We start from the raw sequence: 17,340 nt of genomic DNA, 5'->3' as shown, positions 1-17,340 counted from the left end.
CGGGGTCCTGGACCGCGGTGCCGGCCGAGCTAATCGAGCGCTGCTCGCCGGTGAGCAGCACACCCGATGGCACCGCCGTTGCGGTGCGCGCGAAAGGGGTGCCTGGACGTTAGTGAGCCTGGTAGCGTCCTCGGCGAGCCAGGCATGGCAGGTACCGCCGTCGATGCCGCTGTGGCGGGTGTCGCTGCCGTAGCGATCCAGGGAAGTGGATACAGATGGTCTTCGGTGCGGGGCGCGCGGTCGAGGCGAAGCTGCCACACCTGCTGGTCTGCGTCCTGCTGCTGGGCCTTGCCGACTCCATGATCGGGCCGTATCTGGTGCTGTTCGGTGCGGACCGGGCGCACCTGTCTCCGCTTCAGGTAGGTGTATTCCTCTCCGTCATCGCCGTCAGCGGACTGTTCGTAACCCCCTGGCTCGGTCGCCGGTACGACCGCGGTGCCGGCCGGTGGCCGGCGTTGGTCGCCGTGCTGGCTCCGGCCGTCGGGTACCTCGCGCTGAGCACGACCACCAGGTATGCCCTGCTGCTCGTCATCGGGGCGGGACTGCTCGGCGCCGGCCTGGCGGCCTTCTCACAGGTGTTCGCGCTGGCGCGTACCCACCTGGACCGGGCCTCCGGTGACGCGTCGCGACGCGGAACATTGGCGCTGCGGTCGGTGTTCTCGTTGGCCTGGGCCATCGGCCCGATCCTCGGGTCGGCGGCGCTGGCGTGGCGGGGATACAGCGGCCTGCTGCTGCTGACATCCCTGGCGTTCGCGCTGATCACGGCACCACTGCTGCTGTTGGGCGCCACGCCGGTCACACCCCGGACCGCGCCGCCGCCGCGGACGCCACTGCGGTTGCGGCGGCCGGTGCTGTTGGTGGCGGCCAGTTTCACGCTGTTCAACACCGCGATGTGCGCCGGCTCGGTCGCGCTGCCGCTGTACGTCACGCGTACCCTGGCCCGACCCGACCAGGACGTGGGGCTGCTGGCCAGCACGGGCGCACTGGCGGAGATACCGGCGGCGCTGAGCCTGATCCTGCTGCCGGCCCGGGTACGCCAGCAGCGGGTGCTCCTGCTGGGCATGCTGCTGTTCGTGGTGTACTTCGTGCTTGTCCCGGCCAGCTCCAGCCTGCCGCTGCTGATCGCCGCCCAGGTGGCCCGCGGCGTGGCCATCGCCGCGGTCAACGCGCTGGGCATCACCTACATCCAGGACCTGATGCCCGAGGCCACCGGCCGCGCGACCGCGCTGTTCTCCAACGCGTTCATCACCGCATCGCTGGTCTCCGGGCTCGTCGCGGGCGCGACCGCGCAGGCTCTCGGATACCGGGCGGCGCTGCTGCTGTGCGCGCTGATCAGCGCCGCGGGCTGCGTGCTGCTGATCAGCGCCCGGCAAGTGCCGCGCGAACTCCCCGCCACGGCGAACCCGCCGCCGAGACCGGCGGGCGCCCCACAGCGTTCCGGCGAAGAACTGCCGCGAGTGCGGTAACAGCGCAGGCCGTGGCAGCGGCGAAGGGTGACCGCCCCAGACACCCACGCCGCCGACAGTCCCGTGGAACTCACGGCGGCGCGGATCGCCAGGGCGGGAAGCGTGGCAGCGTTGCGAGCACGAGCGCGATCGACAGGCCGGCGGTCCCGCAGATGCCGGCGGCCGAGCCCGCGTAGGCGACGAGGAGCGTCCGGCGGCCGTGCGCGCCCGGAGGTGTCGCCAGGGCCCGCGCGGTCAGCGCCAGCGCCACCGCGCCCGCCGCCAGCAGCACCACGCCCCATGCCGTCAGGATCCGCGTCGCGCGCTGTTCGCCGGGGTCGGCGGGCCGGCCGGGTTCGCCGCTGCGCAGGCAGGCCAGCACCAGGCCCACGGCGGAGGCCCAGCCGGCGACGACGAGGAACGACGCGACCGCGTCGCTCGGCCGGTGCCAGCCGACCGCCACGGTCGCGGCGCCGGTCAGCGCGGCGAATCCGGCACCGAGCAGCGCGGCCGGGCCCCGGGCCCGCGGCGGGAGTACCAGCACGAGCGCCACCGCCACCGACGCGCTGACCGACGTGTGCCCGCTGGGCAGCGTGTTGACCGGCGGCGTCGGTCCGGCCGCCGCGTCGAGCGCCGCGCGGTGGCCGGCGTGCTTGAGCAACTCGGCCGTCGCATTCGCGCCGGCGATGAGAACGACCGCGCCCACGCCCAGGTCGGTTCGGCCGCGCAGCAGCGCGATGCCGGCGACGGCGGCGGTGGCCAGGCCCAGCGACAGTACCGTGATCGCCTCCAGCAGCCCGGTGAGCGGGCCGTCGAGCAGGCCGCGGCCGAGGCGGTTGCCGATGAGCGCCAGCCGGTCGAGCCCCTGGCCGGTGCCCGTACCGACGAAGAACCACCGCACCGCCGCGAACGCGGCGGTCTCGCCGAGCATCGCCAGCAGCGGCCACGCGACGGCCGGACGCATCCACATCTGCCTCAACGTAACCGGGCCGGGGCCGGTGCACCGGCGTTCCGGGCGGCCCTCACCCGGCCGCACCGCGTCGCCCCTCAAGTCACCTCCCGGGGCGCCTTGACCGCCGGTCGCAGGGGTACAGGCGCGCTGCGGACGACGGGAAGGGAACGGTGTTGGTCGACGCGGGGAAACGCAGTGTCATGGGGGTACTCATCGACGTCATCGACTACGACGGGGCGGTCACGAAGGTGTTCGACGCCGCCCGGGAGCGCCGCCCGTTCATCCTGACCGCGCTGGCCGTGCACGGCGTGATGACGGGTGTCTCGGACCGGCGGCACAACGCCCGGCTCAACGCCTTCGACGTGGTCGTACCGGACGGCCAGCCGGTGCGGTGGGCGCTGAACCTGCTGCACGAGACCCACCTTCGGGACTGGGTCAGCGGGCCGGAGCTCACCACGCGGGTGCTGCAGCACGCGGCCCGGGAGTCGCTGCCGGTGTACCTGTACGGGTCGACGCCGCAGCTCGTCGACCGGCTGGTCGCCCGGCTGGCCCGGACGCTGCCGACGCTGCGGATCGCCGGCGTCGAACCGTCGCGGTTCCGTGACGCCGAGCCGGGGGAGATTGCGCGGATCGCCGAGCGGATCAGCGATTCGGGCGCCAGGCTGGTCCTGGTCGGCCTCGGCTGCCCGCGGCAGGAGTCGTTCGTCCACGCGATGCGGCCGCTGCTGTCCATGCCGCTGTTGGCCGTCGGGGCGGCGTTCGACTACCACGCCGGGCGGCTGCGGCCCGCGCCGCGCTGGATGCAGCGGCACGGGCTGGCGTGGCTGTGGCGGTTCGCCCGCGAGCCGCGGCGGCTGTGGCGGCGCTACCTCGTCCTCAGCCCGCGGTACCTGCTGCGCCTCACCACGCAGAAGCTGCGGCTGTGGGAGCCGGTCGTGCCGGTGCCGTCGCACCGGCCGGTGGACCCGGCCCCGGTCTGAGCCATCCCCGGCTCCCCGTTTCCCGATCATCAGGAGGTCACATTGTGCGGCATCGCCGGCATCGCGGTTGCCGACGGGTCACGCGGCGTCGACGAGGAGCGGCTGCGCGCCATGTGCGCCACCCTCACGCACCGCGGCCCGGACGAGGAGGGCTTCTTCCTCAGCGGTACCGCCGGGCTGGCGGTGCGCCGCCTCGCCGTCATCGACGTGCGGCACGGCCGGCAGCCGGTGCGCTCCGAGGACGGCACGGTGCACGCGGTGCTCAACGGCGCGCTCTACAACCATGCGCGGCTGCGCCGCGAACTCGCCGCGCGCGGCCACACGTTCCGCTCCGGCAACGACGCCGAGGTGATCCCGCATCTGTACGAGGAGTACGGCACGGACTTCGCGCGGCATCTGGAGGGCATGTTCGCGATCGCGCTGTACGACGCCGCCCGCCGCCGCCTCGTCCTGTGCCGGGACCGCATCGGCGTGAAGCCGCTGCACTACGCCGATGGTGCCGGGGGCATCGTCTTCGGCTCGGAGATCAAGGCGGTGCTGTGCGCCATCCCCGAGCGCACCCCCGACCTGCAGGCGTTCAGCGCGTACCTGTCGCTCATGTACGTCCCCGCGCCGCGCACGATGTACCGCGAAGTCCGCAAGCTCGAACCGGGCCACACGCTCGTCTGGCAGGACGGCGCCGCCACCGTGCACCGCTACTGGGCGCTCGCCGACGTCCCGCGCCGGCCGGGCCTCACCGCCGACGACGCCACCGAGATGCTGCGCGAGGTGGTGCTCGACAGCGTCCGCCAGCAGCTGGCCGCCGACGTGCCGCTGGGCTGTTTCCTCAGCGGCGGCATCGACTCCGGTACCGTCGTCGCCGCCGCGCGCCAGGCCCGCCCGGACGCCACGCTCAAGACGTTCTCGGTCGGGTTCGCCGACCGCTCCTACGACGAGCGCCGCGAGGCCGCCCTGGTCGCCCGCCAATTCGACACCGACCACACCGACCTGCTCGTCGAGCCGTCCGCGCAGGACGTCGTGGACGGTATGCTGCCCGCGTTCGACGAGCCGTTCGCGGACCCGTCGATGGTGCCGACGTACTACCTGTGCCAGCTCGCCCGCCGGCAGGTCACGGTGGCGCTCAGCGGCGACGGCGGGGACGAGCTCTTCGCCGGCTACCTGACGTATCAGGCCGACAAGTACGCCCGCTACTACCGGCTGCTGCCGCGCGCGGTGACCGACCGGGTCGTGCCGGGCCTGGTGCGGTTCCTGCCGCGCTCCAGCGCCCGGGCGAGCTTCGACTTCAAGGCGCGCCGGTTCGTCGAGAACGCGGTCGAGGACCCGGGCCGCAGCCACTACCTGTGGCGCGTGGTCTTCCGCGAGGCGCGCAAGGCGTGGTTGCTGCAGCCGGACGTGTACGCCGAGCTGTCCGACGCCTACGACACGCACGAGCCGCACTACGGCGCCGGGGCGGGCTTCGACCCGCTGACCCGCTTCCAGTACACCGACGCCCACGTCTACCTGCCCGACGACGTCCTCACGAAGGTCGACCGGGTGAGCATGGCGCACGCGCTGGAGGTACGGGTGCCGCTGCTGGCCACGCCGGTGCTGGAGTTCGCGTTCTCGCTGCCCGGCCGGCTGAAGCTGCCGGGGCTGCGGCCGAAGTGGCTGCTGCGCCGGGCGATGACCGGGGTCCTGCCGCCGCGGACCCTGGCGATGCGCAAGAAGGGGTTCAACGCCCCGCTGCCGCGGTGGCTGCGCGGCGTGTTCCGGCCGCTGGTGCGCGAGTACCTGTCCCGCGACGTCGTGCGCCGCCAGGGGTACCTGCGTTTCGACGCGGTGGACGCGCTCGTCGAGCGCCACCTCAGCGGCGCGGCCGAGCACGCCCGAGAGCTGTGGATCCTGTTGCTCTTCGCCATGTGGGCCGAGCAGGAGAAGGCATATCGCTGACGGCGGTGCCCCGCCCGCCGGCCCTGGAGGTACTTGAATCCGTGAACTACTGGGTGCTGCTCACGTCGAACTACTGGACGCTGCTCACGTCGCTGATCCTGGCGTTCCTGCCCGCCGTCGTCCTCACGTCCTCGGTCCCGCCGCCGGTGCGGGCGTGGGCCTGCCGGGTCGCCTTCCTCGTCACGGTGGCGCTCATCGTCGCGCCGTGGATCTGGTGGCACCTCGGTCACGACGTGCCGCCCCGCGCCGCGCTGATCCTCGTCATCGGGGCGTTCGCCGGCGGGATCGTGCTCAGCGGGGCCACCGCCGGGATCGTGGAGGACAACGCGCCGCCGTCGCGCCCCGTCGAGCTCGCCGTGCAGCGCTACCACGCCGCCGCGGCGACGCGGCCCACCCCGCGCGGCAAGCGGATGCTGGACGTCGCCGGCGCGCTCGCCGGGCTCGCGGTGACGATGCCGCTGTGGCCGGTCATCGGGCTGCTCATCTGGTTCGAGGAGCCGGGCCCGGTGTTCTTCACGAAGAACTCGGTGGGCCGCGGCGGCCGGACGTTCCGGCAGTTCAAGTTCCGCAGCATGCAGCACGGCGCCGAGCGGCTCACCGGCCCGGTCGTGTCGCCCGAGGGGGACCCGCGCACGCTGCGGGTCGGCCGGTGGCTGCGCCGCTGGCACCTCGACGAGCTGCCCGAGCTGATCAACGTGCTCAACGGCACGATGAGCCTGGTCGGGCCGCGGCCGCTGCGCACCGTGCTCGTGCTCACCCACCTGGAGGCCGTCCCCGGCTACGCCGAGCGGCACACCGTCCGGCCCGGCATCGCGTGCATCGCGCAGATCGAGAAGTTCTACATGCCACCGCAGGAGCGGCTGGTGAAGGACCTCGCCTACATCGAGCACCAGAGCGTGCGGCTGGACCTGCGGCTGCTCGCCCGGGCCGTGGTCACGACGGTGCGCAGCGAGCGGTACTACGACGACTCGCTGTTCGCGCCGACCATCCCCGCGCCCACGCCGGCCCCCACGCCGGCCCCCGCGCCGGCACCGGCGCCCGAAACCGCGCCGGCCGGGGAGCCGGACGGGCCGCCGCAGGAGCTCGTGGAGCCGGCGGGGCGCTGAGCGACCGCGTTTCGGGATCAGTCGTAAAACCGTCTCGACGCGATGTCGCGCGGATCGCTGTCGGCACACTGGACGGTATGATCGGGTTTCTGCATGAGCCGGAGCTGTCCGAGGGGGCGCGACGACTCTTCGACGACGACGTGGCCGAGCTCGGATACGTGATGAACGTGTCCCGGCTGTGGGCGTACGCGCCGGAGGTCCTCGAGGGACTCTTCAAGCTCACGGGCGCCGTCGCGGGCGGGCGGCTCGACCTGCGGACCCGCGGGATCCTGGTGACGGCGTTCGCCGGCGCGTTCGGGGACTCCTACTGCGCGCTGTCCTGGGGCGGCAGGCTCGCGGAGAAGAGCGACGCGGCGACGGCCGCCGGGGTCATCGCCGGCACCGACGACACCCTCTCCCCCGCCGAACGGCAGCTCGCCGCCTGGGCCCGCAAGGTCGCCCGCGAGCCCAGCGCCACGCGGCCGGAGGACGTGGAGGCGCTGCGGGAGGCCGGGTTCAGCGACGCCGACATCTTCGCGATCACCGCCTTCGTCGCGCTGCGCATCGCCTTCGCCACGGTCAACGACGCGCTCGGCCTGTCACCCGACGCGGAACTCGCCGAGACCGTTGCGGCACCGGTGCTGAACGCGGTGACCTTCGGGCGCCCGATCGCGGCCGCGCCGAAGGAAACCCAGCCGTAGCGGCGACGGCCGCCCGCGCGGTCCGCGCTCAGCCGTCCAGGGAGGCGGCGGCCTGGCGCAGGCGGGCGGCCGTACGCTGGGCGCCCAGGGCCACCATCGTGTCGTCCAGCGGCGGCGAGACCGGCTTGCCGACCAGCGCCAGCCGGGCCGTCATGAACGAGCGGCGCCGGTTGAGGCCGGACTCGGCGACGACGCGGTCGAGGGTCGCGGTGATCTGGTCCTTCTCGAACGGGTCGAGCTGCTCGAGGTTCTTCGCGAACGCCTCCAGGACGGTGCGGGCGTCCGGGGCCGGCAGGCCGTGCTTGGCGAGGTCGGCCGGGGCGACCGTGACGGTCTCGGCGGCGAGCCAGTCCAGCTGCTCGGCCAGCTCGGAGAGCTTCTTGGTGCGCTCCCGCAGTGGCACGACCAGCGAGCGGACGTCCTGCGGCGAAAGGCCCGCCGGCAGGAACGGGCCGGCCGCGGCCAGGAAGGCCTCGTCGTCCAGGGTGCGCAGGTAGTGCCCGTTGAGCCAGTTCAGCTTGTCGATGTCGAAGACCGGGCCGACGGGGTTGACGCGGGCGAAGTCGAAGGACTCGGTCATCTCCTCGAACGTGAAGATCTCACGGCCGTCGGGCATCGAGTAGCCCATCAGGGCCAGGAAGTTCACCAGCGCCTGGGGGAGGTAGCCCTCCTCCTGGAACCACTTGAGGCGCGCCGCGGGGTTCTTGCGCTTGCTGATCTTCGAGCGGTCGACGTTGCGCAGCAGCGGCATGTGCGCGTAGGCGGGGGCGGTCCAGCCGAGCCAGCCGTACAGCAGCAGGTGCTTGGCGGTGGAGCTGATCCACTCCTCGCCGCGGATGACGTGGGTGACGCCCATCGCGTTGTCGTCGACGACTACGGCCAGGTGATACGTCGGGAAGCCGTCGGCCTTCAGGATGACCTGGTCGTCGGGCTGCGGCGGGGTGATCGAGCCGCGGATAAGGTCGTCGAAGGAGATGCGGGCGTCGTCCGGCACGAGCATGCGGATGACCGGCGTCTCGGTGAAGCCGGGCAGCTCGGCGCGCTCCTCGCGGGTCTTGCCGTAGCACATGCGGTCGTAGCCGGTCGGCATCTTGAGCTGCTGCTGGCGTGTGCGCATCTGGGTGAGCCGCTCGGAGGAGCACCAGCACAGGTAGGCGTGCCCGTCGGCGAGGAGGCGCTCGGCGACCTCCCGGTAGGTGGGTAGGCGCTCGGACTGCCGGTAGGGCGCCGCGGGGCCGCCGACGTCCGGGCCCTGGTCCCAGCTGAACCCGAGCCACCGCAGGGTATCGAAGACCTGCTCCTCGCTGCCCTCGACGTAACGCGTGCGGTCGGTGTCCTCGATGCGCAGGATGAACTCGCCGCCGTGCTTGCGGGCGAACGCCAGGTTGAACAGCGCGGCATACGCCGTCCCCACGTGCGGGTCGCCGGTCGGCGACGGGGCGATGCGGGTGCGGACGGGCGCCGGGGTCCCAGGAGTGCTCACCGACCGACTTTACGACACGCGCGGTGACGGCCCGGCGCGGGGCTCGCCACCGCGCGCCTTGCCGGCAGGGTCACCGCGGTGTGCTCAGCCGATGGTGTACTCGAACCAGACGCGGTGGGTGCCGTCGGCGTCCACGGTCATCCCGCCGCTGCCGGCGATCCCGGCCAGCTCCCCCGTGCCGCTGCCGGCGACGATCGCGAAGAACTCGCCCGTGCGGTCGGCGCCCGACGTCGAGGCCGAGTGCACGAAGTTCAGCGACCCGCTGCGGCCGTCGACGGTGCCCTCGAAGGACTCCATGGCGACATACGTGCCGACGCCGGAGCCCTGGTCGAACGCCGACGTGAACAGGGTGGCGGAGCGGCCGCTGATCGCACCCGCGTATTCCTTCTCCATCTGCGCGATCCCGACCGGCAGCGCGGTCTCGATCGCGGGCTCGGGCGCCACGCTCGTCGGGACGAAGCTCTTCACGCTGAAGGTGCCGTCGGCTCGCATGCCCGCAGCGTACCGCCGGAAATGGGCGTGCGCGGGGAGGCAGGCGGCCGTACCATCGACGGGCCGGGGCGGCTCCCAGGTGCGCTTCCTTCTCTTCCTACTTCGAGGCCGCTCAGCGTTCCGACCTCCCGCCCCGGCCTCTCGACGTCACCCCCCAGCCCAGCGAGGTAGCCGTTTCGGTGACTCCTCCGCCCCGTGAACGGGGCGGCTTCTCGCCCGCTCAGGCGGCCAGAAGGGCCAGTCCGGCCCTGAGTACGTTCGTGGCGCCGACCACGTCCGCGTGTGCGGCGAATCCGCAGGAGACGCAGGCGAAGCCGGCTTGGGTGACGCGGTTCTCCCGCGCGCAATGCCCGCATTCGGGGCAGGTGCGGGAGGTGTTGGCCGGGTTCACCGCAACGACGACACGTCCGGCGCTTGCAGCCTTGGCGTGCAGCACGTTGACGAAGGCCGGGGTCGTCTGGGCCGTACCCTCGGTCCTGAGCTACAACGACGTCCCGTTCGAGTCGCTGGCGGCAGCCTTCGCCGGCTTCTCGCTGCCGCGGCCGCACGACGACGAGCCGTTCAGCGCGGGCCGGGTCATGCAGCACTTCGGCCTGCGCGGCAACGCCAAGGCCCTGACCCCGTTCGTCCTGAACGTGTGCACCGGCGAGGTGATGTGGATCGACACCGCCCTCACCAGCCGCGGCTACGGCCACAACATCGGCTCGGCCGGCCCGCGCCTGGGCCGCATCGCCGCCGACCTGTGGGAGCACTTCGGCGCCGGCAACCGCGCGACGCTGCTGGAACTGGCCGCCTGGCACGCCGCCGCCCGCGCCCGGCTGGTCGTCGTCGCCCACCCGGACGGCACGGCGACGCGGCTCCCGCCCGCACCCCCGGCCGCGACGGTGGCGGCGATCCGGGCGGCGGTAGGTACCGGCGGCACCGTCGAGATCCCGGCGAAGGCGCAGGTCTTCGCGTGCGCGACGGACGCGGCGAGGCTGGCCGCGATCGCGGGCACGGACGTGGCCGACGGCTCGGCGGCCCTGCTCGTCGAGGGCACCGCGGGCGCGCCGTGGACCCCGCTCACCCCGGGCGACCTGCTGTCCGCCCTGGCCCCGGCCGGTTAGTCGCGGCTCGGCGTGGTCGACCACCAGCTCCTGACCCGCGGCGCCGCGGACGTCGACGTGCACGAGATCATCGTGCGGCCGGAGCGTCAGCGGCCGTGAGGTCGTGCGACATGACGTACTCGAGGAGGGACGGGTCACGGGGGTACGGCTGGGACTCGCCGGTCATCGTGAAGCCGTTGCGCAGATACAGTTTCTGAGCCGCGGCGTTGTCGCCGACGACCCAGAGGTCCAAACGGGACAGTCCGGCGGAGCGGGTCCACGCGAGCGCCTCGGTGATCAGCAGATCGCCGACGCCACGACCGCGGTGCGAGGGGTGGACCCACATGCCGAAAAGCTCCGCGGGTCGGTCCTCGGGCATCCACACGCCGACGACGCCGACGGCGCCGACGTCCACAGCGGTCGCCTTGAGGCCCCGGGAAGGTTCCAGCCTCGCGCGCCAATCCGCGTCGGTGTAGGTCTGCTCGCGTTCCAGGGACGAGCCGAAGGCCCGTGGCGCGTCGGCGAGGGCGGCCAGGCGGACGTCGCGCCAGGTCTCCCAGTCGTCGGGGCCGAGGCGTCGCACGGTTGCCGTCACGGGTCCTGACGGTACGTCTACAGCGCCGTGCCCGTCAGCCGGATTCCGGCCGCCTCACCGGGGGCGGGGACGCGAGCGGTCAGCTCCAGCTCGCCGTGCCGGAGCAGGACGAGTCCGTCGTCGCCCTGGAAGCGGATGGACCGCGTGAGCGAACCGGCCGGGACCGCCAGTCCCCGCTGACGCCCGGCTCGAGGCGGGTCTTGCGATCGTACGCCGGGCGGCTACTATGCCCATCATGGCTATAGTCAACCCGGTTGATGTTGCTCCGGTGTGGATCCGGCCGGTTGTCGCGGTGGTGGGCGGGGTAGTCGCGCTTGCCGCCCTGCTGGCCGCCGTCCGCCTGCCGGTGCTGGACACCGTGGCATGGGCGGAGTCCGTCGCGGTTGCCGGCTCGGCGGTCGTGCTTGTCGCGGTGACGTGGTGGCTGGCGGGGAGGGCTCGCGTGCCGGACAGGCGGGTAGTCCTGCGCAGCGGTCTGGGTAGTGGGTTGCTGCTCGGCCTCTTGTGGGTCGCCGAGATCGGTTTCAACAACTTGACTCCGCACACGGTCTCGACAGCGGCCGCCCGCGGCGTTCTGGACAACGTCACCTGGGCTGTCGTGGGGATCCTCACGCTCGTGGTCGCCGCCGCGATCACGGCGCGCACGCGCCGGTGGCGCTCCGGCCTGCGGGCCGGCGTGTGGTCGGGCGTCGGCAGCGGCCTCGGCGCCGCACTGGGCGGCGCCATCCTGCTGGCCTTCCTCCGCGCGTTCGTCGAGGACGATCCGCTGATGCGAGCCGAGTGGCAGCAACGCGGTATGGACGTCGCCCTGCCGGCCTACGTGAGCCGGGAGACCATGGCCGGCGTGGGCGGCCACCTGTGGGTGCTCGGAGTCGGGCAAGGCGCCGTGCTCGGGCTGATCGCATCGTTGCTCACCATTGCGGCGAGCCGGGCCCGCGCCGCCGCGCGGCCGGCGGCGGAGACCGGCAATGGCGCGTAGGACGCCCGCGACTCCAGCGCTCGGTGCGACTGCCTTGCATGTGCTGCTCGCGCTGGCCGACGGACCCCGGCACGGATACGCGATCATGCAGACCGTCGTCGTCGAGTCCGGCGGCGACGTGCGGCTCGGCCCGACCACGCTCTACCGGACGTTACGCACGCTCCACGAAGCGGGTCTCGTGTGTGAGGTGCCGCACGACGACCCGGCAGACGACGCTCGGCGACGCTACTACGACATCACTGCGGCGGGCCGCGCGGCCGCCCGTGAACAGGTGCGCCGCCTGCAGCAGCTCGTCGACACCGCCCGGACCAAGCCGCTGTTCGATCCCGGTCCGGCATGAGTACCGCGCCTGACCCGCCCGCCTCTGACGACTCCGGACGACGCGCGTCCATCGCGATGTACCGCGCGATACTCCGCTGGTATCCGCTCGCCTTCCGCGATCGCTGGGCGGAGGAGACCGCGCTGCTGTTCGCCGAACTGGCCCGGCGACAGCCGCCCGGACCGGCATCCACCGTCGCGTTGTGGACCCGGCATCTGCCCGACCTGACCGGCGGGCTCCTCGCCGAGTGGTGGCGCGAAGCCGGCCGCATGCCAGGCGTCCGGCGCCCCGCCCTGGTCCATGGCGTACCAGCCGGCGCCCTGCTCAGCGTCGCCACGATCGCCGGCAATCTCGGCCATCTCTGGGCAACGCCTCCCGGGTGGGCGGTGTCGTGGCTCACCATCGCGGCGGCGCTGACCGTATCGGCGCTTACCGGGCGGTCTGCCGGCGCCGGTCCGAGCGCGCTGGCGCGAGCCATACGCTCTGGTTTCCTCAGCGGCCTCATCGCCCTCGCCGCCACCAATCTCACCGCCACCGCCGTTGTCGTCATCTTCCTGGACCGGCTCAGCCACGACTCCTTCCAGCTCGCGGCGTTCGCCACGAGCCACGAGACGGATTTCCGGACCTACCAGATGCACGAGCTGCTCGGAGCCTGGACCTACGGAACCGCCGTCGGCGCGTCACTGGCAACGCTGGGGTCCTGCGTCGTCGCAGCCCTGACCCGAACCCGACGCCGCCTTGGGCACGTGGGCCCCGGGTGACGGCCACCGTCGAGATCATCGACGGCCGGGAGAAGGTCAGGTGAGGGCCTGGGCGATGAGGAGGCCGATCGCGGCGGCGCCGAGACCGGCGACGACCGAGGCCAGGACGTTCATCATGGCGTAGAAGCGGGTGCCCGTCTGGGCCAGGCGCAGGGTTTCGTAGCTGAAGGTTGAGTACGTCGTCAGGGCGCCGCAGAAGCCGGTGCCCAGCAGCGCGGTCATCGCCGCATTCGCCGGCAGGCCGGCCACCACGCCCAAAACCAGGGAGCCGAAGACGTTCACCGTCAGCGTGCCCCAGGGGAAGGCCGAGTCGTGGCGGGCCTGGACCGCACGGTCGGTCAGGTAGCGCAGCGGGGCGCCGATCGCCGCGCCCAGCGCGATCAGCAGCACGGTCATCGGGACACCTTCAGGAGCCAGCGGACCACGGCGGAGGCCAGACCGGAGCCCACCCAGACCGCCAGCAACGCACAGATGACCGTCACCGCCAGGTAGGCCAGAGCCGTCCACGGGGAGCCCGCCGAGGCCGTCTGGTGGATCTCCACCGCGTAGGTGGAGAACGTCGTGTAGCCGCCGAGGATGCCCACGCCGGCGAAGGGGCGCAGGAGGCGCCGCTCGGGGGCCACGTCCGTCACGATCACCATCAGCACGCCGATCAGCAGGCAGCCCGTCACGTTGATGAGGAACGTGGACCAGGGGAACCCGCCGCGCGGATGGGGCCAGAGCAGGCCGATGCCGTAGCGGGACAGGGCGCCGATGCCGCCGCCCGCGGAGATGGCGGCCAGGACCGGCAGGGGGCTGGGGCGGAGTTCGACGCGCTCGGCGGGGACGTGGAGATCCACGTCCGGGTCGATCTGGGACACGTCTCGGCTCCTCCCTACCAGGGCGTGCTGCAGCTCACTGGCAGCGCTCGCTGGAAGGGACCGTTGGCGTCGTCGCGGTTCACCCCGGCTCGGACGCGCGGGGTCGGCGGGCCCCACCGCCGTGACCACAGCCTACCAATTCGAGGCCGGCATCCGCACGTCGAGGACGCTCAGGCCTCGATCGCCTCCACGACGACGTCGCCGGCCGGCTGGACCGCGGCCCGCGCCTCGACGAAGGCGAGCGAGCGGGCGGCGCGGCCGCACGGGTAGCCGTACGCCTCCTTCACCCGGTCGCTGGCGATCCCCAGCGCCTGCCGGGTCCGGTCGACGAAGTCGACGACGGGCATCCGCTGCCCGGCGGTGAAGAACTCATCGGCGATCGTCGCCGGTGAGTAGATCCGTTGCGCGGTGCCGTCCGGCCAGCGCACCAACACGTACCGCTCCGCCATGGTGACCTCCACCGGCCCGTTCCACCCGGGAAGGGTGTCCGGCGATGGCGAACAGTCAAGAAAGCCAATGTTTCGGCGAAGATTCATCCGGAACAACTCGGCATGAGATGGTCCTCACGCCCGTCAGCCCCTCCCCTCATGATCCATGGTCGCGGCAAATTTCCCCTGTTGAGAGCGCTCTCTCCAGCTCACGGTACATGAAAGAGAGCGCTCTCCATTGACACGGGTCACATCCCTCCCGGATGATTCGCAAGGACCCGCCCCCCGCCACCTCAACCCGCGGAGTCAATTCATGCGTCTTGCCAGAGGCCGGCCCCTCGCGGCCGGTGCGATCGCCGTCGCGGTCGTCGCCAGCGTCCTGACGTTTCTCGCCCTGCCCAATGCCGAGGCCGCCACGCTCGGCTCCGGAAGCTACGCCACGACCCAGCCGGCCGGGACGACCGGCCCGACCGGGTGCGGCAGCATCGCCACCAACCCGCGCCAGTTCGTGACCAGCAACGCGCCCGCCGGCGCGGTGCCGACCAACGACTGGTGGTCGTCGCTGCTGTTCAAGCGGACCGAATGCAACTACTCGCTGCCCCTGGAAGCGCACCCGATGGCCTTCCAGGCGACCGCCGGCGGGCTGGGGGTGTCGTACACCACCGACGCCGCCATCTCCGGCACGGCGACGGGGGTGGGCGAGTACCACTTCCCGTACACCACCGAGTTCACCCTCGGCGTGACCGGCCTCAACGCCCCGAACACCATGGTCGACGGCTGGACCGACTGGACCGTCACCCCGTCGTGGTCCGACGGTGCCCGCACGCTGAAGACCACCATCGGCCACGGCCTGCCGTTCGTCTACGCGCGCACGTCCGGCGGCAACGCGCAGCTGTCCTTCGGCGGCACCCCCACCGTCTGGTCCAACAGCGCCAACCGCGTCGGCTTCACGGTCCGCGGCCACGACTACATGGCCTACGCCCCGACCGGCGCCACCTGGACCGTCAGCGGTGCGAACATCACCTCGACGCTCGCCGGCAAGGACTACTTCTCGGTGGCGCTGCTGCCGACGACGACGTCCACGTCAGCGGCCGACCGCACGGCCCTGGCCAACACCTACGGCACGTACGCGCACAACCACGTCACCGGCACGAATGTGTCCTGGAGCTACAACCAGTCGGCGAGCACGGTGAACGCCACCTACACGGTGACCACCACGGCCCGCGAGGGCACCGGCTCCGGCACGGTCATGGCGCTCTACCCGCACCAGTGGAAGAACCTGTCCGGCTCGGCGCCGATCAGCCAGACCTACGTCTCCCCGCGGGGCACGATGAAGGTGCTGACCGGCACCGCGGCGTTCACGACGGCCACGAAGTTCCAGGGTGTACTGCCCGAGATCCCCGCCGTCGCGGACTCCGCCGGAGCCGACCTGAGCACCCTCGGCTCCTACCTCGACCAGGTCGCCACCGGCGATCCGCTCGCCGCGTTCGGCAACGACACCTACTGGACCGGCAAGGGCCTCGGCCGCGCCGCCCGCGCCGCCGAGATCGCCGACCAGCTCGGCCGCACCGCCCAGCGCGACACGCTGCTGAATGCGATCCGCACCCGGCTCACCGACTGGTTCACCGCGAGCAGCGGCGAGGCCGAGCGGCTGTTCGTCTACAACCAGGCGTGGGGCACCCTGATCGGCTACCCGGCCTCGTACGGCTCCGACCAGGAGCTCAACGACCACCACTTCCACTACGGCTACTACATCGCCGCGGCCGCGACCCTGGCCAAGTTCGACAAGAACTGGGCGGCGACCAGCGCGTACGGCGGGATGGTGAACCTGCTCATCCGCGACGCCAACAACCCCGACCGCAACGACACGATGTTCCCGTTCCTGCGCGACTTCGACATCTACGCCGGGCACGACTGGGCGTCCGGGCACGCGTCCTTCGGGGCCGGCAACAACCAGGAGTCCTCGTCGGAGGGCATGAACTTCGCCAACGCGCTCATCCAGTGGGGCATCGCCACCGGCAACACCCAGGTGCGCGACGCGGGTCTGTACATCTACTCGACGCAGGCGCAGGCGATCCAGGAGTACTGGTTCGACTCGTCCAACCAGAACTTCCCGGCGAGCTTCGCGCACAACACGGTCGGCATGGTCTGGGGCGACGGCGGGGCGTACGCGACCTGGTTCAGCGCCGAGCCGGAGATGATCCAGGGCATCAACATGCTGCCGGTCACCGGCGGCTCGTTCTACCTCGGCTACCGGCCGGCGTACATCGCCACCAACTACAACGAGATGACGACCAACAACGGCGGCCCGCCGACGGTGTGGCAGGACATCCTGTGGTCGTTCCAGGCGCTGAACAACGGCGACCAGGCCCTCGCCAGCTTCCGCGCGAATTCGGGGTACACCCCGGAGGAGGGCGAGAGCAAGGCGCACACCTTCCACTGGATCCGCAACCTCGCGGCCCTGGGCCAGGTCGACACGTCGGTCACCGCCAACACCCCGCTCTACGCGGTGTTCACGAAGAACGGGGCCCGCACGTACGCGGCGACGAACCTGACGTCCGCATCCGTCACGGTCACGTTCTCCGACGGCCACACGCTGAGCGTGCCGGCCGGTCAGACGGCGACGAACGGGGCGTACACCTGGAGCGGGGGTAACGGCACCAGCAACCCGCCCACCTCCAACCCGCCGTCCTCGCCGCCGCCGACCTCGTCGTCGCCCTCCCCGTCGCCGTCGAACCCGCCGCCGGTGGGCTCGAACAAGTTCTACCTGCGCAGCGGCCCGGCCCTGACCGCGACGGCCGGAAGCGGCGCCACCACGCAGACGGTGACGGCCGCCTACGGCAACTACGACGGCACCCCGCACAACCCGGTCACCTACCAGGTGTGCGGGATCAGCGGCAGCCCGAACGGCGGCGCGACGCAGTTCGCGTTCCACGTCGACGCCGGCACCACGGTCGGGCAGGGCATCCAGGCCCGCGTCTCGTACGACTTCACCAACACCGGCAGCTACGGCCGGGTCGAGACGTACCGCTACTTCGCCACCGATCCGATCGTGGGCACCGAGCAGTACACGCAGGCGGCCGGCCTCGCCTCGTCGTCCGGCACCCTGTCGGCGATGAGCAACGGCTGCGTGCGCCTGGAGCTGTGGAACGCCATCGGCAACGCCCCGACCACGGTCCGGGTCGACGCCACGGCCGCCAACGGCAACCAGTCGACGCTGACCATCCCCTACACCGTCAGCTGACG

The 17,340-nt window shown here is 72.1% G+C and carries 18 protein-coding genes; 10 read left to right on the top strand and 8 right to left on the bottom strand.

The window, feature by feature from the left end:
- The first annotated feature begins 215 nt into the window (after window positions 1-215).
- Entirely contained in the window at window positions 216-1,466 is a 1,251-nt protein-coding gene (locus ACQPY0_RS26665) for a sugar efflux transporter (RefSeq protein ID WP_432993878.1), read from the top strand.
- 70 nt (window positions 1,467-1,536) lie between these two features.
- On the opposite strand, the gene ACQPY0_RS26660 is transcribed toward ACQPY0_RS26665, so the two are convergent.
- Window positions 1,537-2,415, bottom strand: coding sequence for a phosphatase PAP2 family protein (locus ACQPY0_RS26660; RefSeq protein WP_432993876.1), 879 nt, complete (start codon window positions 2,413-2,415; stop codon window positions 1,537-1,539).
- A gap of 182 nt (window positions 2,416-2,597) precedes the next feature.
- Between ACQPY0_RS26660 and ACQPY0_RS26655 the strand changes: the two genes are divergently transcribed.
- The 4 genes from ACQPY0_RS26655 (at window position 2,598) to ACQPY0_RS26640 (ending at window position 7,092) form a co-directional block, all read left to right on the top strand.
- Window positions 2,598-3,377, top strand: coding sequence for a WecB/TagA/CpsF family glycosyltransferase (locus tag ACQPY0_RS26655; protein WP_432993875.1), 780 nt, complete (start codon window positions 2,598-2,600; stop codon window positions 3,375-3,377).
- A 42-nt stretch (window positions 3,378-3,419) separates the two neighbouring features.
- Entirely contained in the window at window positions 3,420-5,306 is a 1,887-nt protein-coding gene (asnB, locus tag ACQPY0_RS26650; RefSeq protein WP_432993874.1) for an asparagine synthase (glutamine-hydrolyzing), read from the top strand.
- A 41-nt stretch (window positions 5,307-5,347) separates the two neighbouring features.
- A complete protein-coding gene (locus ACQPY0_RS26645; RefSeq protein WP_432993873.1) occupies window positions 5,348-6,412 on the top strand; it encodes a sugar transferase in 1,065 nt (354 codons plus the stop codon).
- A 77-nt stretch (window positions 6,413-6,489) separates the two neighbouring features.
- Window positions 6,490-7,092 carry a carboxymuconolactone decarboxylase family protein gene (locus tag ACQPY0_RS26640; protein WP_432993872.1) on the top strand — a complete coding sequence of 201 codons (603 nt, stop codon included), beginning with the start codon at window positions 6,490-6,492 and terminating at the stop codon, window positions 7,090-7,092.
- A gap of 28 nt (window positions 7,093-7,120) precedes the next feature.
- On the opposite strand, the gene gltX is transcribed toward ACQPY0_RS26640, so the two are convergent.
- The 3 genes from gltX to ACQPY0_RS26625 form a co-directional block, all read right to left on the bottom strand.
- Window positions 7,121-8,575 carry a glutamate--tRNA ligase gene (gene gltX, locus ACQPY0_RS26635; RefSeq protein WP_432993871.1) on the bottom strand — a complete coding sequence of 485 codons (1,455 nt, stop codon included), beginning with the start codon at window positions 8,573-8,575 and terminating at the stop codon, window positions 7,121-7,123.
- 84 nt (window positions 8,576-8,659) lie between these two features.
- Window positions 8,660-9,067 carry a DUF3224 domain-containing protein gene (locus ACQPY0_RS26630; protein WP_432993869.1) on the bottom strand — a complete coding sequence of 136 codons (408 nt, stop codon included), beginning with the start codon at window positions 9,065-9,067 and terminating at the stop codon, window positions 8,660-8,662.
- A 220-nt stretch (window positions 9,068-9,287) separates the two neighbouring features.
- Window positions 9,288-9,503, bottom strand: coding sequence for a zinc ribbon domain-containing protein (locus tag ACQPY0_RS26625; protein ID WP_432993867.1), 216 nt, complete (start codon window positions 9,501-9,503; stop codon window positions 9,288-9,290).
- A 1-nt stretch (window position 9,504) separates the two neighbouring features.
- Between ACQPY0_RS26625 and ACQPY0_RS26620 the strand changes: the two genes are divergently transcribed.
- Window positions 9,505-10,173 carry a hypothetical protein gene (locus ACQPY0_RS26620; RefSeq protein ID WP_432993865.1) on the top strand — a complete coding sequence of 223 codons (669 nt, stop codon included), beginning with the start codon at window positions 9,505-9,507 and terminating at the stop codon, window positions 10,171-10,173.
- Between the two features lie 67 nt (window positions 10,174-10,240).
- Here ACQPY0_RS26620 and ACQPY0_RS26615 read toward each other — a convergent pair whose 3' ends face one another.
- The gene (locus tag ACQPY0_RS26615; protein WP_432993863.1) at window positions 10,241-10,747 is read right to left on the bottom strand and encodes a GNAT family N-acetyltransferase; all 507 of its coding nucleotides are present in this window, start codon (window positions 10,745-10,747) and stop codon (window positions 10,241-10,243) included.
- Window positions 10,748-10,982: 235 nt separating this feature from the next.
- Between ACQPY0_RS26615 and ACQPY0_RS26610 the strand changes: the two genes are divergently transcribed.
- Genes ACQPY0_RS26610 through ACQPY0_RS26600 form a run of 3 tightly spaced genes read left to right on the top strand, consistent with a single transcriptional unit; the run spans window position 10,983 to window position 12,806 of the window.
- Complete coding sequence (locus ACQPY0_RS26610; protein WP_432993861.1) at window positions 10,983-11,726, top strand: hypothetical protein; 744 nt, start codon at window positions 10,983-10,985, stop codon at window positions 11,724-11,726.
- 40 nt (window positions 11,727-11,766) lie between these two features.
- A complete protein-coding gene (locus tag ACQPY0_RS26605; protein WP_432993859.1) occupies window positions 11,767-12,066 on the top strand; it encodes a PadR family transcriptional regulator in 300 nt (99 codons plus the stop codon).
- Window positions 12,063-12,806 carry a hypothetical protein gene (locus ACQPY0_RS26600; RefSeq protein ID WP_432993857.1) on the top strand — a complete coding sequence of 248 codons (744 nt, stop codon included), beginning with the start codon at window positions 12,063-12,065 and terminating at the stop codon, window positions 12,804-12,806. Before ACQPY0_RS26605 ends, ACQPY0_RS26600 begins: the two co-directional genes overlap by 4 nt.
- Window positions 12,807-12,842: 36 nt before the next feature.
- On the opposite strand, the gene crcB is transcribed toward ACQPY0_RS26600, so the two are convergent.
- The 3 genes from crcB to ACQPY0_RS26585 all read right to left on the bottom strand — a co-directional run bounded on the left by crcB (window position 12,843) and on the right by ACQPY0_RS26585 (window position 14,115).
- Window positions 12,843-13,202, bottom strand: coding sequence for a fluoride efflux transporter CrcB (gene crcB, locus ACQPY0_RS26595; RefSeq protein WP_432993855.1), 360 nt, complete (start codon window positions 13,200-13,202; stop codon window positions 12,843-12,845).
- Window positions 13,199-13,666, bottom strand: a complete 468-nt coding sequence (locus ACQPY0_RS26590) for a fluoride efflux transporter FluC (RefSeq protein WP_432993853.1) — start codon at window positions 13,664-13,666, stop codon at window positions 13,199-13,201. Before ACQPY0_RS26590 ends, crcB begins: the two co-directional genes overlap by 4 nt.
- 170 nt (window positions 13,667-13,836) lie before the next feature.
- Window positions 13,837-14,115, bottom strand: coding sequence for an MSMEG_0570 family nitrogen starvation response protein (locus ACQPY0_RS26585; RefSeq protein ID WP_432993851.1), 279 nt, complete (start codon window positions 14,113-14,115; stop codon window positions 13,837-13,839).
- Between the two features lie 292 nt (window positions 14,116-14,407).
- Between ACQPY0_RS26585 and ACQPY0_RS26580 the strand changes: the two genes are divergently transcribed.
- Window positions 14,408-17,338, top strand: a complete 2,931-nt coding sequence (locus ACQPY0_RS26580; RefSeq protein ID WP_432993849.1) for a glycosyl hydrolase — start codon at window positions 14,408-14,410, stop codon at window positions 17,336-17,338.
- The last annotated feature ends 2 nt before the right edge of the window (window positions 17,339-17,340 follow it).

Origin of the sequence: Dactylosporangium sp. CA-233914 (assembly GCF_050942935.1) — a bacterium.
GTDB lineage: Bacteria > Actinomycetota > Actinomycetes > Mycobacteriales > Micromonosporaceae > Dactylosporangium.
The sequence above is the reverse complement of the archived record's forward strand: the minus strand, read 5'-3'. Positions and strand labels throughout refer to the sequence as shown.